Source organism: Paraburkholderia rhynchosiae (assembly GCF_002879865.1).
Taxonomy (GTDB): domain Bacteria; phylum Pseudomonadota; class Gammaproteobacteria; order Burkholderiales; family Burkholderiaceae; genus Paraburkholderia; species Paraburkholderia rhynchosiae.
Genome location: NZ_PNXY01000039.1, coordinates 1 through 14764 on the forward strand (window position 1 = coordinate 1; position 14764 = coordinate 14764).

9 protein-coding genes and 2 pseudogenes are annotated in these 14764 nt (G+C 58.1%); 5 read left to right on the forward strand and 6 right to left on the reverse strand.

Translation table 11 applies throughout. The features are described 5' to 3' along the window. The 3 genes and pseudogenes from C0Z16_RS38430 to C0Z16_RS32075 all read right to left on the reverse strand — a co-directional run. Positions 1 to 189, reverse strand: a pseudogene (locus C0Z16_RS38430) (hypothetical protein); the annotation flags it as partial. Positions 190 to 3654: 3465 nt separating this feature from the next. Beyond that, entirely contained in the window at positions 3655 to 4635 is a 981-nt protein-coding gene (locus C0Z16_RS32070; RefSeq protein ID WP_102636053.1) for a ParB/RepB/Spo0J family partition protein, read from the reverse strand. Beyond that, the gene (locus C0Z16_RS32075) at positions 4632 to 5840 is read right to left on the reverse strand and encodes a ParA family protein (RefSeq protein ID WP_102636054.1); all 1209 of its coding nucleotides are present in this window, start codon (positions 5838 to 5840) and stop codon (positions 4632 to 4634) included. The genes C0Z16_RS32070 and C0Z16_RS32075 overlap by 4 nt, the downstream gene beginning before the upstream one ends. An 805-nt stretch (positions 5841 to 6645) precedes the next feature. Here C0Z16_RS32075 and C0Z16_RS32080 point away from each other — a divergent pair. From C0Z16_RS32080 to C0Z16_RS39050, 4 genes and pseudogenes are all read left to right on the forward strand, one after another. Next, complete coding sequence (locus tag C0Z16_RS32080) at positions 6646 to 8022, forward strand: replication initiation protein (protein WP_102636055.1); 1377 nt, start codon at positions 6646 to 6648, stop codon at positions 8020 to 8022. A 967-nt stretch (positions 8023 to 8989) separates the two neighbouring features. After that, positions 8990 to 9385 carry a primase-helicase zinc-binding domain-containing protein gene (locus tag C0Z16_RS39045; protein WP_244201433.1) on the forward strand — a complete coding sequence of 132 codons (396 nt, stop codon included), beginning with the start codon at positions 8990 to 8992 and terminating at the stop codon, positions 9383 to 9385. Beyond that, positions 9366 to 9449 (forward strand): annotated as a pseudogene (locus C0Z16_RS39760) (DUF7146 domain-containing protein); the annotation flags it as partial. The gene C0Z16_RS39045 and the pseudogene C0Z16_RS39760, both read left to right, overlap by 20 nt. Before the next feature lie 87 nt (positions 9450 to 9536). Further along, positions 9537 to 9971: a toprim domain-containing protein gene (locus C0Z16_RS39050; RefSeq protein ID WP_244201434.1), complete on the forward strand. Its 435-nt coding sequence runs from the start codon at positions 9537 to 9539 to the stop codon at positions 9969 to 9971. A gap of 382 nt (positions 9972 to 10353) precedes the next feature. On the opposite strand, the gene C0Z16_RS32095 is transcribed toward C0Z16_RS39050, so the two are convergent. The 3 genes from C0Z16_RS32095 to C0Z16_RS32105 form a co-directional block, all read right to left on the reverse strand. Next, positions 10354 to 10587, reverse strand: a complete 234-nt coding sequence (locus C0Z16_RS32095) for a hypothetical protein (RefSeq protein WP_102636056.1) — start codon at positions 10585 to 10587, stop codon at positions 10354 to 10356. 232 nt (positions 10588 to 10819) lie between these two features. Continuing rightward, positions 10820 to 11164, reverse strand: coding sequence for a hypothetical protein (locus C0Z16_RS32100; protein WP_102636057.1), 345 nt, complete (start codon positions 11162 to 11164; stop codon positions 10820 to 10822). Continuing rightward, positions 11161 to 12183 carry a PRTRC system protein D gene (locus C0Z16_RS32105; protein WP_102636058.1) on the reverse strand — a complete coding sequence of 341 codons (1023 nt, stop codon included), beginning with the start codon at positions 12181 to 12183 and terminating at the stop codon, positions 11161 to 11163. The genes C0Z16_RS32100 and C0Z16_RS32105 overlap by 4 nt, the downstream gene beginning before the upstream one ends. A 1209-nt stretch (positions 12184 to 13392) precedes the next feature. On the opposite strand from C0Z16_RS32105, the gene C0Z16_RS32110 reads away from it, so the two are divergent. Then, positions 13393 to 14520, forward strand: coding sequence for an integrase domain-containing protein (locus tag C0Z16_RS32110; RefSeq protein ID WP_102636059.1), 1128 nt, complete (start codon positions 13393 to 13395; stop codon positions 14518 to 14520). The last annotated feature ends 244 nt before the right edge of the window (positions 14521 to 14764 follow it).

Below are 14764 nucleotides of genomic sequence, written 5' to 3' on the forward strand. Positions count from 1 at the left end.
GAACGCTCCACTCCATTGAGCATGTGATGTCGTGGTCAATCTGGCGGCGTCAACATCAATACCGCGCCCAGCAATGTCACTACCGGCGACGCGGTGGCGTGCCTCCGGCGTATCTACGGCTGTAGTACTAAACAGGTGCCCGTTGCCATGACCGTCGCGGCAGGCAACAAGCGCAAGATGGGAGGTCAACGATTGCTCCCGAACCGACGCCCGGTCCATGGGCAATAACATCGCTTTTGTGAGGTGTTTTCGTGGGCGCGAAACCGCTGCTCCGCCTCGCCTTGAACTCATGCCGTCCGGAAATGTATGTGTGACAGTGCGACTATTCTAACGAGGTCTTCTCCGCGATCGGTGATTCTGGCGTCACGAGCCCCTCACCTTCCGTCGTCTATGCGCGATAGAACGCGGGTTCGCTCCGCTTTCAGAAAGGTACCTTCGTCGCGGCACGCATCGTTCGACGCGCCAGCCCGAAGATGCGATCCGGCACTAACTTGACGTCTACAACGGCCGCCCGGGCGATTGGTATCATGCGGCTTTCGGTATTGCCGGCAGTGTGCGGCTCACGGCTACCACAGCGTGCTGCATCGGCTTGCAGAGGAAGATTGGAGTGCGGCGCACCAGCAAAGGCTCCGCAGGCGCTGTCCGCAATGCCGCCGCCAGAGTCCGTTTATTATCAACAGCTGTGTGATCGAAGCGCCATTCCGCTGCGCCTGATGTCGTTCACACTTCTGCTATGGGCTGCTCTTGGTCCGTTCGACGACGCAGGCTATGCGACGGCACGACCCGCCTCGCGATCAAGGGTCGCTTACTTCTACGACTAGGTAGAGATGCCTCGGGTGTGTCGAACGGGTAATTGCCGCATTTCGGTGCCGTCTGCGGGTTAGCAGACCGCCCTCCTTTTTGCCGAACGGTTTATGGCGAAGCTGCGGAAGTTATTGCGGCGATTGACGGTTAGTTGCGCCCGTCGGCGCCGACGCGAAGTGGCAGATTTAATTGCGCAATGGAGACAGATTTAATACGTTCTACGCGAAGCCTCAATCACACGACTATGGTCTGCTTCGCGCCGGATGCGCTTTGTTGCCTCGTCAATTTCCTTCTGCAGCTTTGCCGCGACGCCCCGCTTTCGGTCGATCTCGAGCAGCGCGAGACGGAGAGTATGAGTCTGCAGCCGTCTAGGGCTCGTTTGTAACTAAAACAACAGAACACGTAGCATTTACTACGACGCCGACAGAAAGCGCGGAAAGCCCCTCCGGCGCGTCCGCGGCAGCCCTATCCAGCACGTCACAACTCTCGCGTTGACCGGTGCTGCGTGAAACATTTTCACCGATAGAACAGATTAATCAAGAAACACAATGACTTGCGACTTCCGGCCAGTCTCTACCGTTGTTTCACGGAAGCTGCACTTTCGCCTCTCGACGTCGGGGCCATGTTGCTTCGCAGTCCGAAATTGTGCGATGAAGCGTGCGGCAGCTGCGATTTCCTTGGTTTCTCAGGCAAAGCGACGTGCAGCGCAACGGCCGGCGCCAATGTCAAAGCGGCGGAGCCAAGGCGACGAAACCCGCGGGACGCCAGAAGGTTGCAGCATCTGCCGTTTTCCCACGGCTACCTTGGGCTCCCGGCTCCTGCAGAGTTCGCCGGCCAGTACTCTAAGTTCGGGCAGGCGCGCGCGAGCTCGTCTCGACACCCAAGGGCGGTGACAGACGCCGTCATGAATGCCAAGACTTCACAACCGCGCGGCTGTTCTGTGTCCGCGAGGCGACCGTTCGTCGCCTTTCAACGCGGCAAGTTCTCGACGGCTCCAGTATAGAAATTGAACTGCTCGAGCTTTTCGTCCTGTGCATCCGCGCTATGACGCAGAGACCAGCGGCGCGTACAGCGACCTGCGGGTGATCGATTCCTGGCGTCCCCGCCAAGGGAAACTTCGCGCGAGGAAACTACACACCAGAAAAGCGCAGTCGCTACGATCGACCGGGACGAACAAAGATCGGCATCGGTTTTAGCATCGACGACCGTGGATTAACAAACCATTTCCTGGTTTCATCCCGCACCGGCCATACAGAGTTATGAGATCGCCAAGCGCCGCTGGGCCGCCTCGGCTGGTACCACTTTTTGCGGCTCCGCGGCAAAAGGCCGTCAGCGAGAGCTTGCCGATGGGAAGAAGTGCTTCTCCAGTGCGATCGCCGCGTGTGTGTCAACTCGATGAGGGTTGGCGGTGCCGCGCAGGCGGCGAGTGGGCCGGGGAGCGTCGCGATGCTGGTGCTTGGTGCTGCGCTGAGGCTGTGCGGCCCATTGCGGTTCACGCTGGCTATTTGTATGCAACGCAGACCCGCGCCGCGTCCGACTGTTCGGAATATTCCCGGACGAGATCAGTATCCGCTACGCCGACGCGAGGAGGTTGGTTCGAAGTGCCGTGCGTCGAGGGCAAGGTACAGAGATCGCTGTTTCGCTGGAGCCGACTTCCCGCCATGCGCTTGGTGACTATGTTCAATCCCCCCGGCCGTCCACTCTGTCAGCACCGTTGCCCTGTCCGTACTCGCTTCCGCTGCGTTGAAAGGTCTCTAGGCGCGTGCGCCGCGCAGCAGCACGCAACTACCGCAGCACCCTTCCGCATTCATTCGTTCGTGCGCTTCTGAGTTTGCGGCAGTCACGCGCATTTGCCTCGGCACTCCTTTGTCGTCGTTGAGTGCGCGGGTCTAACGGTGCGTTCAATTTGCCGCCACGATCCCCTCGACATCGGCGGCATATTTACAACAACAGTTCTCGCGCTCCAACGTCGGGAAGATGTTTTCTGCAACCCAGCTGTGCAACTGAGTTGATGCTTTCGCGGGCGCCGGGACTCGGCTAAACATCCCGTATCCGCTAAAGCTCACACGGTTTGCACGATTTCGCCGACGCGAGGACCCTCGGGATGCAGATTCCGTTACCCTTCGTGATTGCACCTCGGGCTCCGACAACTCTCCACGTTGCGTGGCCACAGCGGGAGCCAGCCGTTTTCACCGAACCCCAGCAGTTCCCCGGCAACACGCCATCTCCGGCCGCTGGCAGCTTAACGCACTAACGCGCCGGCGAGTTCGCGGCGCGATGAGCGAGACCGAGTGACCACAACGGACACATTTCTGTCACTTATTCGAAAGATAAGCAGTTCGCGGCAACAGACGGCCCGCCGGGCGTTACAGGTTGTGATCAATCAATCGACGGCCCCTGGGATAGGGTGCGGAGGCGTTCGGCCACGGCGTGCTGCGGCGGATCAACGCCCGTCTCTGGGAGATATTGACGGCTGGAAAGGTGTCCCTAATGGGGACACGCATGGTGAATATCCATCGCGTTGGCGGCTCGTCGTTAGGCTCCAACCTTGATGGTTGAGCGCCTGAGCCAGCACTTGAGTGGGCCGGCGGGAGCACAAGTCGGGAAGGCAACAAGGTCCGGCCTGCCTGCTTCCTGTCACTGGCTCGACGCCGGGCGTCAGAGAACGGGTGTTATGGGTCGCGAACGAATCGCTGCCTAGCTGTGCATTGGTCGTCGCGTCGCCGCAAGCCTAGTCTTCACTAGGTGTCCCCACTGGGGACACCCTAGGACAACCGCCGCGCACCCGCGCGTGGGGACAGCGCGCCCGCCGTCCCCTAATCGATCTCGTGGAGCCGCCGTTCCCACGTTTCAAGCGGGATTATCTTGGCCGTTTGCGAAAAGCTCGGCGATAAGTGCACGTATTTTCATCTCCTTCTCGGCAGACAACATACCTGCCTTGATCTTGACGGTAAAGCCAACCGCGTCCTTCGTGATCGACCCAGCCTGGCTCTTGCCGGAGAATATCTTCTCAATGCTTCTATCGCTGACCGCACCAGGCGCGCTCCCATCAGCGTCTATCGCAACTTTAATCGACCGTGCCAACTTCGTCTGGTCGAGCTCGCCGCTAACAACCTTCCTCCAAATGTTCCTCGCAATTTCGAACGCGCGCGGGTTTTTGTCGCGAAGGGCTGACACTACGCCTTCTGCGGCGTGCGCGCCGATTAACCGTGGGTGGACATCCAGGTCCTGGATGACAAAATCCGGCAACTCGCCGAATGCCAAGAACCGGTAGAGTTCCGAGCGAGAGATTCCCAACGCTTCCGCCATCCGTTTGCGATTCGGGAATTCCTTTTCTGTTCGCCGGATGGAACGTGCGACCTCGTAATCGGACAAATCTTCCCGCGCGACATTCTCGACCAAAGCCAACATCGCCATCTCTTCGTCGGACAGGTCGATGATGACGACCTTAATCGACTCCTTGCCGATCATCTTGTGCGCCCGCCACCGCCGTTCACCTGCCACGATCTGATAACCATTCGCAGCCCGACGGACCACAATCGGCTGCACTAGCCCAGCTTCTCGTATCGATTCGGCAAGCTGCGTAAGCTTTGCTTCATTAAAGACCTGCCGGGGTTGCCAAGGATTGGGAACAATGTCCTTTACCGAAAGCTCGGAAGCCGCGCCGGAGTTCTCCAACTCGACAATGCGCTGCTGCGCTGCTGCCAACGCGCCCGCCATCCCTGGCGCCGTACGCGGGCTAGATGGCTTATCCTGCGGATCAATCTTAATGTCCTTGGCTGCACGCACTTCAGCAGTCTTGCTCATCATGCGGTCGCGGAGACTGCTCATTGCCCGGCCCTCCATTGCGCTACATATTGGTCATCGATCCACTTGCAGTATTCCATCAGTGGTGATTTCACACGCGCCAAGGTCTTGGCCACGGAATCGGCTCGGGACAGGTCGAAGACTGTGGAGAATGCCAATGCACCGTTGCTCATCACCGAACTAGCAGGAACTTCCGTTGTGTGTAACCAATCCGCGTATGCACGCTGCGCCCAAGAGCGCACTACCGGCGCCGATGACGTCGTACCGTAGTCCACTCTCGATAGAAGAACCGAGATGAAGTCGTATGTCTTGTCCACTTCATGCTCAACAAAGCCGTTCGCGACCTCTGCGAACAATGACCAAAAAGATACCGATGAAATGAAGTCCAAGCTCTCAGGGACCAAAGGCATGACCATCGAATCGGCCGCCATTAAGCCGTTAAGGGTCATGTAGGATAGGGACGGCGCCGTGTCGAGAACAATGTAGTCGTATTGAGACCGCAAGGGCTCGATACCTCTTCGCAATACGGACCAGAACTCAAATCCCGGGCTACTCTTCTGCGCCGTGGGAAGATGAAATTCCGCGTCATGCAAATAGTTATGTGCCGGAATAACGTCAAGCCCGTCCCAATAAGTGCTTTGGACCTTTGTACTGAGCCCGCCTTCGATGGTCGGGTCATAGATGTATGGGAGCACAGTGTCCTCCCAACTGACGTCCTTTTCCGCGTAAAGCCCGCATAGTTCGGACAGCGAGGCTTGGGGGTCCAAGTCGATCACCAATACTTTTCGACCGCGGAGACTGAGACCTTGGCCGATGCACATTGTCGTTGTTGTTTTACAGGAACCGCCCTTGAAGTTGGCCGTTATCAGTACACGTCCACGATGTTCACGCGTACCCGTGACCAGTGGCGTTTGATAGATGTCAGATACCTGCTGGACCCAGGTGCGCACGTCCTTCAGCGAAAATATTCGCGCACGACCCGTCCCGTGAGCCTCACCCGGCGGTAGTTCGCCACCTTCTTTCGTCGCCAGATAGTTGATTTTCGATCGGTCCATCCCACACAGTTCCGACAGCTCGCCGATCGTGAATGAAGGAGGTGTCTTTCGCGGACGCGGCGCCAATATCTGATCGCGCAGTTCATTCGTCATTACCGATAGGCGCTCAGAGAACTCTCCAAGGTCAGACAGCTTGACGCTTCGGTCAATGCCTGGCAACTCACTGAAGTTCATTCACGTTTTCCTTTGAGTTAGACGGTGAGGCGATTTATGCACGCACACCGCACGTTTTTACGGTTTCATATCGAGATATCGTCGAACCGTAGAATACCTCCGAGACCGAAGAATAGCTATCGCAATACTAGGGTCAGCCTAGATCTCCCCTAATTTTTCAACCACTTAGACAGCGGCTGCTCAGAAATCGCCAACCGCCAGATGCCACACGGAGGTATCGGCTCGTGGGGATATCACAGAAGACCTCACCTTGCTTGCCCGAAAGGCGGCGGTTTGCGAGAGTCTTTACGGCTCGTCGCACAATTCACCTCACCTTTCGAGGCGAAGCGGCTTATGGTTTTTGCCTGCCGCTGGTCTAGCAATCTGTAGTTTCGGCCCGGCGACGTAAGCAAAGCTTCGCACCCTCAGAAACCCTCTGATTCGTTCCCACTCAGCGGTGCCTTCATCGCCTGACTCCCGCAGGTAGTTTGTGTTTTTAAAAAGAAAAACTAACCCACTACTAACAGCTTCCGTGCACTTCCTTTTAAAACAAAGGCTTAGGGGAATAAGGTGAGGCGTTGTGTGTCTGAGGTGCTGTGAATTGAGCAAGCAGGTGAGGTCTTTTGCGCTGCATGGTGCCGTCCCCTGATCTCAAAGGTGAGGTCAGAAAGCGCGGGTAGGTGAGGTGAATTGAGCATCTGCCTTCTTAAGGTGAGGCGTTTTGTGACGCCCATATCGCAAGGTGAGGTGATGTGTGTTGACAGGGCACCTTTGTGCCGGTACGGTACCGGGCGGTGAAAACCCATAACTACGATCGGGAGGTCGAATGACGACAGGAGCGCAAGTGGCCACTTCCAGGCAACTAGCACTGGCCTTATTCGACGATGCACACGCTCAAGACTTGCCGCTTGATGCCGCCCGTTCCGACATTGGATTTGCGCGAAAGAACGTCCTGATACGCATCATCGATCTCGGGGTCGCTGCTCGTCGGTTGATAGACGCCGCATATTTCATCGTTGCGCAGGAAGAGTTGCCGCGGGATTTGTATGACGTCGAGCTAGACTACTTCAAGTGGCTCATGCGGTACTCGAGCCGCAACAATGCTCACCTTGAACAAGTGATCACCGAGGCGCAACGAGCCCTCATTCAAGCCACCACTGCACCCGATGCAGATGGAACCAAGCCATTTGGTTCTGTGCAGTTGATCGGTCGAATTTCCTATCAGGGCGGGCGCTTTCAGTTCCGCGTCCCGCCCGACCTCATAGGAATTATACGGGGCCCGGGGAAGTCGCACTGGCTGAGCCTTCGGATAACATCGCTCTTTACGCTCAGCTACGCGCGGGTGATGTACGACCATCTGTTGCCGTACGCGGATGGCGGGATAACCGATTGGTTCGCCCTGGACGAGTTGCGCTCGTGGCAAGGGACAATGGGCGCCAAGGCGCACGAGTTCAAATATTTCAAGCGGGACTGGCTCGCGCCTGCCGTTGATCAGATCAACGAAGTTTCGGATTTGAACGTCTCGTATGAGACCCGCAACGAACCGGGATCGCGGAAGATCGGTCGCCTACGATTTCGCATTGAGAGGAAGGAGTTGGCCGAGCGGGTCTTGCACACGCACGAACAGGCGCAAGCACTCTACAGGACCTTGAAACAAGAATTAGGACTGTCGAGCGCGCAACTCAATCAAATTGCGGCAGACCGAGATAAATACACCGATGAACGTCTGGAGCAGGCTATTGAGCGCACGCGCTTCAGCCTAAAGCTCGGCAATATATCCAAGAGCCCCGCGGGGTTCTTCATGAAGGCGTTGAAGGAGCAGTGGATCGTTTCCGATGCTGAACGGCAGATGGTGCAGATTCAGGAGACTCTTGCGCAGACAGAGACACGCGTTCTGGAAGAAAAGCAGCACGTTCAAACCCGTATGGCTTTGCGAATCGCCGCGCAAGACGTCCACGCGCAAGACCGAATGGCCGAGGAGCGTCGCCGTGGCTGGGAAGCATACGAAGTGGCGACTACTAAGCAGAGGGAAGACTGGCGACGCACCTACAAAGGAACGCCAGCGGGAAAGCTGACGTTGCGGCGGTTAGGCGTCGACGCCAGTGCAGACCTATCGGACGCAATGATCCAGAAATATCCGGATCTCAAAGACGGATTTGCCGGGTATGTGTTCAATAGATCTAAGACCATGACGAGTCCGTAGTCCAACACAGGGTTTGATCTAAACGAATGGGTTTATGAAGTTCCAGGCCTATCGTCACAACGACCACCGAAATGCTCCCCTGAGAAACCCCTAGCCCTTGAGCGACCGGGGCGGGTACTCCGAGGAAGATCTCTTGAAGATCGTTATCGATAAGGGTACGCCCTTGCCCCCTCCGACAACTGTCTTCGGTTCAAACGAACGGTATCTACCGACGCTCGCATTGACGTAGGCTCTCCGGGAAATGAGCGGGCCGAATCGAGTCCAACACGTCTTGCTGCTGTCGAAAGTAATTCTTGCGAAGAACGTTCACGCCGCACGACTGTGAAAAACTGCTGACCCTCAAGGGAGAAGCAATACACGGCTCATTCATCCCAGCCAAACGCGAGGGCTCCCAAACAAGGCGTCCACGATTGACGGTCATCGCCGCTCCAGAAAAAATATAGCCAGCTTTGGGAGTCTTTCTCGGACCGCCGCCTCGACAACAGTCGTTCAGAGCACCGCTGGAAGTTATCGCGTCACGCTGTCGACAGCAACCCGGCTGCCTTCTCATGGGTTGGCTGGCGACCAACGCACCTCATAGCAACATTCAATTCGTCCTAGTCGACAGACGCCGGCGGAATGGTAGGCGCAGGACAGTGAAGCGACCGCACGGTGACGTTTTTCTTAGCTGGTAACTGGCGGGGCCCGTCCTAAGAGCCCTCGTGTGTCATTGATGATGGCAGCCTTTGGCCGTTCCCTTAGACCGGAAGGATAGGAAAACGCCGGCTATCAGCTGATAGATGATTTTTTCCCGCACGAGTCTTAACTCCCTCCCGCCGGGCGCTGCTGCGTTTCTACCCGCGGAGAGACCAACAATGGCTTGTTCTTGTTGGTCTCTCCGAACATCACGTTGAGAACCGCTTCCAGTTCTGGGATCCACGGGGAAATCTGCTCGAAGTTCGGCACGTCGAAAGGCGCACCTTGTCCCATGTGCGGCGGCAACGACCGCTTTACTTATGACAACAAGCGCGGCCGCGGCGACTGGGTGTGCCGCAAATGCAATGAAGGAAGCATGAGAGCCGGAGACGGCTTCGAGCTTATCTGCAAAACAACCGGGATCACTTTTCGTGAGCTGATGCTCGAACTCGGCGGCGGCATTCCGCTGCCGGCGCGTGACACACCCAGATTCTCTGGCATAACGCCTTCGCCCGGCCGCAAGGCCGATCCGGCATGGGCGCGAAAGAGGCTCGAGTCGATGTGGGAGAGCGCTGTGGCGCATGGGCGCGACGATCTCATATCGAGGTATCTGCGCGCGCGCGTGCCCCGGCCTCGAGGTTTCGTCGTCGCCGGCACTCCGGCTCGCAATGCTCGAGTACCGGCATGAAAAGAAGGTGATCGGTAAGTGGCCTGGCGTTCTCGCCAGATTCACGCTGCCCGACGGACGCCTCGGCGCGCTTCACCGAACGTTCCTTGACCGGTCGAAGCCTGCAAAGGCGACGATCATCACTAGCGATGGCGAAGTTCTGCCTTCGAAGATGAACGACTTGACGCTGCACAGACTGAACGGCGGCGCAGTCCGGCTGATGGAGCCGGCTAACGGCGAGATCGGCGTGGGCGAAGGGCTCGAATCGGTGCTCGGCGCGCACATGCTTTTCGGCGTGCCGGTGTGGTACTGCCTTAACCGCGTGCTGCTTTCAGACTTCGTTGTTCCTGAAGGCCTTGGTATCCGCGTAGTGCACATCTTCGCGGATTTTGATGCGGTCGATCCGAAAACGCGGAAGTCGCCTGGGATGGCTGATGCGCTGGCGCTTGCAACACGTCTTCGCGCTGACGGCTACACCGCGATTGTTCACCGCCCAAAGGTTCGGGGGACTGACTTCGCGGACGAATGGATGACGTCATGTAACAAGCCTCGCAGCCTAGCCGTCCCTGCGCGGCTCGGCGGGAAGCCCGAGGCGCTGCATATCTGATTGACTGCGGCTTTGTCCGCTCAGTAGTTTTTCTTAACCGCCCGGTGGGGATTCGTCCCCGCCGGGGCCGCAATCCGTCTGGGCCTTCCCCATGGAGAGAAGCATGTTCAAGATGATTGTTGGCCGGTTTGAGATTGTTGCTACGTCGGGCATTAAAAACGGGTCGGCAAGTCGGAAGCGCAGGCCTACGATGTGATCGACCGGCGTAAAACCGGCATTGTTACGCCCGAGAAACGCGGCGTTGAGTTGGACGATGCGTGGACTTATTGCGTTCGCCATCAGGGTCGAGCTCGCGGCATCACCTTATTGCATTGACTCATCTCCATAACGACAAACCCGGCCATTGGCCGGGTTTTTTTTCGCCCTGAGTCGATGAATTGGTTCACCACGGAGAGGTCTTGATTCGGAAGACGATCTTCAACAGCAGAAACATCATGAACAGGAACGGGCGCAGTATGCCAATCGCCCACAGAAATGCGATGCCGCAAATCATAAAGATCGAAACGGTGAGATCGCATTTGGGCAATAAAACGTCGATGGCAATGAAGCCGAAAAGCGCGGCGGCAACGATCGCACGGCGCGCGAGGGGATCCAGACTCCAGAATTTGTTAAGCATGATCGCTATACTTGTGAAGCCACGACAGCACCGCACCGCGCAGGTGATAGGAAGACTCCAAGGCAGCGACGCCCACAGCCACCAGGAGCCAGAAGCGCGCGGCCCGAGTCCAGTCCGCGTTAGTTAGTACGTGCAAGAGGTCCATTGTTCCTACTCCATTGGTAAGGCCCGTCACGCAGCCGATGACCTATCCCCGCAGCCGCAGGGAGAAGTCAAGTGGCGACGCCTGCGCTCAGAAGAACGCTGCGAACTCGTCGGCCAGCGCGCCGGTGTCGTGTGCATGGTCAAAACTGTCTGTGGAAGCGACATTGAGCGGTGACTCTTCAGTCCGCGACTGCCGTTCACCGAGCGCAACCGGATGTGATTCGGACTGCCGCCCACCGACAGCGGGAGCGCCGGCGGAGACGCGCGCGGCACGGCTGGATTCGGCGTTGACTGCGTCTCTTAGCCCAGCTTCCGCGATCGATCGCAGTAGCGCGGCCCGCTCGCGAGGTGAACTGGCCGCCGAGAGCCTCGCGTACAGGAGCGGCGTGGTCACCTCGTCGATGACCACCTTCATCTGGAGCTTGTCGCTCATGCTTTCGCAGGCTCGCGAGTGCGTTCGCGCGCAAGCCCTGCGTCGCCGACGACGAGAAAGCCCCTGACGTTGGCAAGGCAGGGGGCGTCGATTATTTCCATCGTTACACGCGGATACGCACGCCGGATCGCTGGTGCATAAAGCGCCGCACCGCCGCCTGACAGGATGATCGACCGCGCGTTGGTAAGCTGTCCGACATTGTTCTGCATTTCCTTGACGACGCCAGTGATCAACGGCTGCGATTTTTCCAGATACGGGTCGAGGTCGATGTCGTTGCCATTAAACCGGAACGGCGTCCGCTCCCGCAGAGCCTTGTCGATGAGCTCCAGATCCTCGACCTCTTCGTCCTGATCGCGGGCGAGCAGGCCTGCAATACGCTGGTAGATCTGCGAGGCGCCTCCAGGCATGCCGCCGCTTCGCCTGTCGTCCATGGTGAAGCCGTTTGCATAGACCCAGTCGGTTGTGAAATATCCGACGTCAACGACCAGATGGGCGCTATCGCGGCCGAACTCTTTCTGCCGGTTGCCCGAGGCCGATACGAGTGACCCGAGCGGCTGGGGAATGACGACGACCTTGTCAACTGTCACGCGACCGGCGCCGAAGTCCCACTTGCCAGTGAAGCGTTCCTTCAGCTTCTCCGCTAGCTTATGCATGGTGTGGACAGGCAGCCCGAGAACAAGCCTCTCTATGTGTGTCACTTCGGAAAAGTGAATCGCACCTGCAAGCAGCGCGGCGTAGTTATCCGAGAGAGCGAAATCGTTGGAGAGAGCGCGGCCAGTATTGCCATAGGCGGCGGTCAACGGTACATCCGGCCCAACCTCATACTCGACTTCGTCGATCATCATCGTAGCAACGTTACGGGAGGTAAGCACGGCCTCGCCGGAAGCGGAGAGAGCGCGAGTAGCCGCGAGCGGTGCAAGCGATGGGAACATGGCGGAAGCGATCGTGCCGCTTGCCGCGCGGTACGCGTATTTGGTATTGCCATAGCCGACGTCGACGGCAAAGACGGAAGTTTTCAATGTGACTCCATGCGAGGTTAGTTTGGCTCAATGGCAAAGTGACACTTATCTAACACTTAAGTGTCAGACAGCCGGGGCGAAAAGATGAGCAAGCCCGGAAGTGCCACTTAACTGATACTTTTGTGTCAGTTCTGCCTGATTTCAGTCTATCCCGCGTTCTGCAAAGTCAAGGCAACTTAAGCCCACTACATTTACGTAGCTTTCACTGCGCCGGCAAGTAACGCGGGGAGATATTCTCTACGTTACCCACCGCGCGACGAGCGCATCGACCTCGAGTTTCACCATTGAAGGGATCGCTTTGCCTGGCGAAAACCCTTCCTGTCACAGGCCGCATTCTGACGCGGCCTTTTTCTGAATCAAATCAAGTGCACCATGGTCCACACTGAGGACCTCCGACACGCGATATCCATTGAGTTTGCGGGCGGTTTTGCCCTGAGCTGCGCGATGAGGCGACGTGTAAGGCGGACAGTCGGACAATTCCGGCACTGCGCACGACGACTCAGACACGCATGGACACACCCTTTCAGCAAACGAAGCTGGGACCGTTACATGAAGCCCGACACACTGCGGCCGATTGAACGGACTTGGGGGTGGGGGCTTGTGCTCGCCTATCAGCGAACACATCCCTGTACGGAAGACGACGGCAGGCGCAGCCGGACAAAGAAGCGCAAAAGGTATTGCCGGGCAGTTGGCCGAAGTCGTGCGAGTCGAGAGACAGACGCACACGGGCACGCGAAGCGTGTCACAGGCCGGCACGGCAGCCAGAGCAGCCGGCGTAGTCGGGATCGCGGAGCGAAAAGCGCTGCGGCCCGACCTGCGAGACCGCGGACCCGATCAACGACGATGGACTCTGCAAAGGCAGATCCGGTTCGGTGATCGCAGGGAAAGCAGATATCGCAGGCAGGCATCGCGCGTAAGCGCGGCGTCTCGGTGCAGGCAGCAGCTGGACAGTCGATGCACGTCTCTTCCACGTGCGGGGCTGATCGAATGGAATCGCTAAAGGACAGGAAGGCAGTACCCGGCGGGGAACGCAACGCGCAGCGCGGTCAGGTTGATGCAGGGGATAGGCTCCCGGCGTCCCGCGCGCAGCGCTACCGACGATGACCGTGACCAGCGGTCGTGTTCAACTCGGTGTCCGGTGCCGCAGCGGCGTCCGGACAGGTTGCTGTGCAACGGATTGCGCGGCGCTACATACATGGGGGCATCAGGGTGTCAGCGATTTTGAACGTGCGCGCGGTGTTGCGCGACTACTGGTTGCGCGCCGATTTCAAGGACGTATTGGAAGAGCTGCTTCTGAGCAACGTGAATCGCGTTCATAGTCGGACGAGAATCAGCGCGAAGCCGCTTTCGATCAAAACGCAGGAGCGCCGGACGTCGGCGATCTGCAAGTCATTCGAAGAGTTGCGCCAGAACGGCTTCGCGTTGCAATCCCCTTACGCACTGAAGCAGAAACATGTCGAGTTCCTCGTCAAGTTCTGGGTCGATGCGAAACAGACTGGCGGGACAATCGAGAACAAGCTGACCTATCTCCGGGCTCTCTGCGGATGGATTAAGAAGCCGAATCTCATCGGCACGCTGGCCGACTATGTCGACCGCGAGCAGCACGATCTCGTGCGCTCGTACGTAGCGCAGCGGGACAAGTCGTGGGAAGGAAATGGCATCGACGCGGAAGCCAAGATCAACGAGATCGCTGTCACTCACCCGAACGTCGCGGTGCAACTGAAACTGCAGGCGGCGTTTGGTCTGCGCGTTGAAGAGAGTTTCCTGCTACGCCCGCTGGAGGCTGTGCGTAACCACGATTTGCTTGACGTCACCCGCGGCACAAAGGGCGGCCGTGAGCGAGTCGTGCCGATTGAGCTCAAGTTTGCCGTGCTTGAGGAGGCCGCGACGCTTTCGAACCCATATACCGGGTCAACGATCCCGCATGGATACACGAAGCAGCAGTGGCGGGAACACTACTATCACGTGCTAAAAAAACATGGCGTCACGCAGGCGGGGATCGGAGTGACCAGTCACGGCCTGCGTCACCAGTTCCTGCAGCAAATGTACGAACGGATTACTGGTGTCGGAGCGCCAATCAAATCGCCTGCAGAACGGGTAGATCGCGAAGCGCATAAGGCGGCAATGCAGCGCGTCGTCGAGGCAGCGGGGCACAGTCGGGCAACGAAGGCAAACGCTTATCTCTCAACGCATGCTGCGTTGGCCGTCAAGAAGACGAGTTCGCTGACCAGAGAGATGGCACTGGAGGCCGTCGCTACGGCAGGCGGGGTGAAGTCGCGCGCCGCAGCCGCGATGGGAATCTCGCGTCAAGCGCTGTACAGGCTGTTAGAGAAGTGAATGGCGGGCCGCTTTGTCCGGTTGCCTGCCTCGCACCGTCCACGGCTAATGAGCCACGGTCTCCGCTACCGGCACATGCAGGAAAGATATGAGCGAATTACGCCGTTTAGGCACCGATGAAGCAACCCACGCAGCCGGTAGATCGCGAGGTGCAGAAGGCGGCTATGGCGCGCATTGTCGAAATGGCCCGACACGACAAAGCGGGGAATGCTCGGCTGATGTGGTAACGGCAGCCGGTCGTTGT

Bases quoted from the DNA above. Each gene is read 5' to 3' on its own strand.
- C0Z16_RS32070 (WP_102636053.1), bottom strand. From the start codon at position 4,635: ATGAGCAGTCTCCGCGACCGCATGATGAGCAAGACTGCTGAAGTGCGT.
- C0Z16_RS32075 (WP_102636054.1), bottom strand. From the start codon at position 5,840: ATGAACTTCAGTGAGTTGCCAGGCATTGACCGAAGCGTCAAGCTGTCT.
- C0Z16_RS32080 (WP_102636055.1), top strand. From the start codon at position 6,646: ATGACGACAGGAGCGCAAGTGGCCACTTCCAGGCAACTAGCACTGGCC.
- C0Z16_RS39045 (WP_244201433.1), top strand. From the start codon at position 8,990: ATGTGCGGCGGCAACGACCGCTTTACTTATGACAACAAGCGCGGCCGC.
- C0Z16_RS39050 (WP_244201434.1), top strand. From the start codon at position 9,537: ATGAACGACTTGACGCTGCACAGACTGAACGGCGGCGCAGTCCGGCTG.
- C0Z16_RS32095 (WP_102636056.1), bottom strand. From the start codon at position 10,587: ATGCTTAACAAATTCTGGAGTCTGGATCCCCTCGCGCGCCGTGCGATC.
- C0Z16_RS32100 (WP_102636057.1), bottom strand. From the start codon at position 11,164: ATGAGCGACAAGCTCCAGATGAAGGTGGTCATCGACGAGGTGACCACG.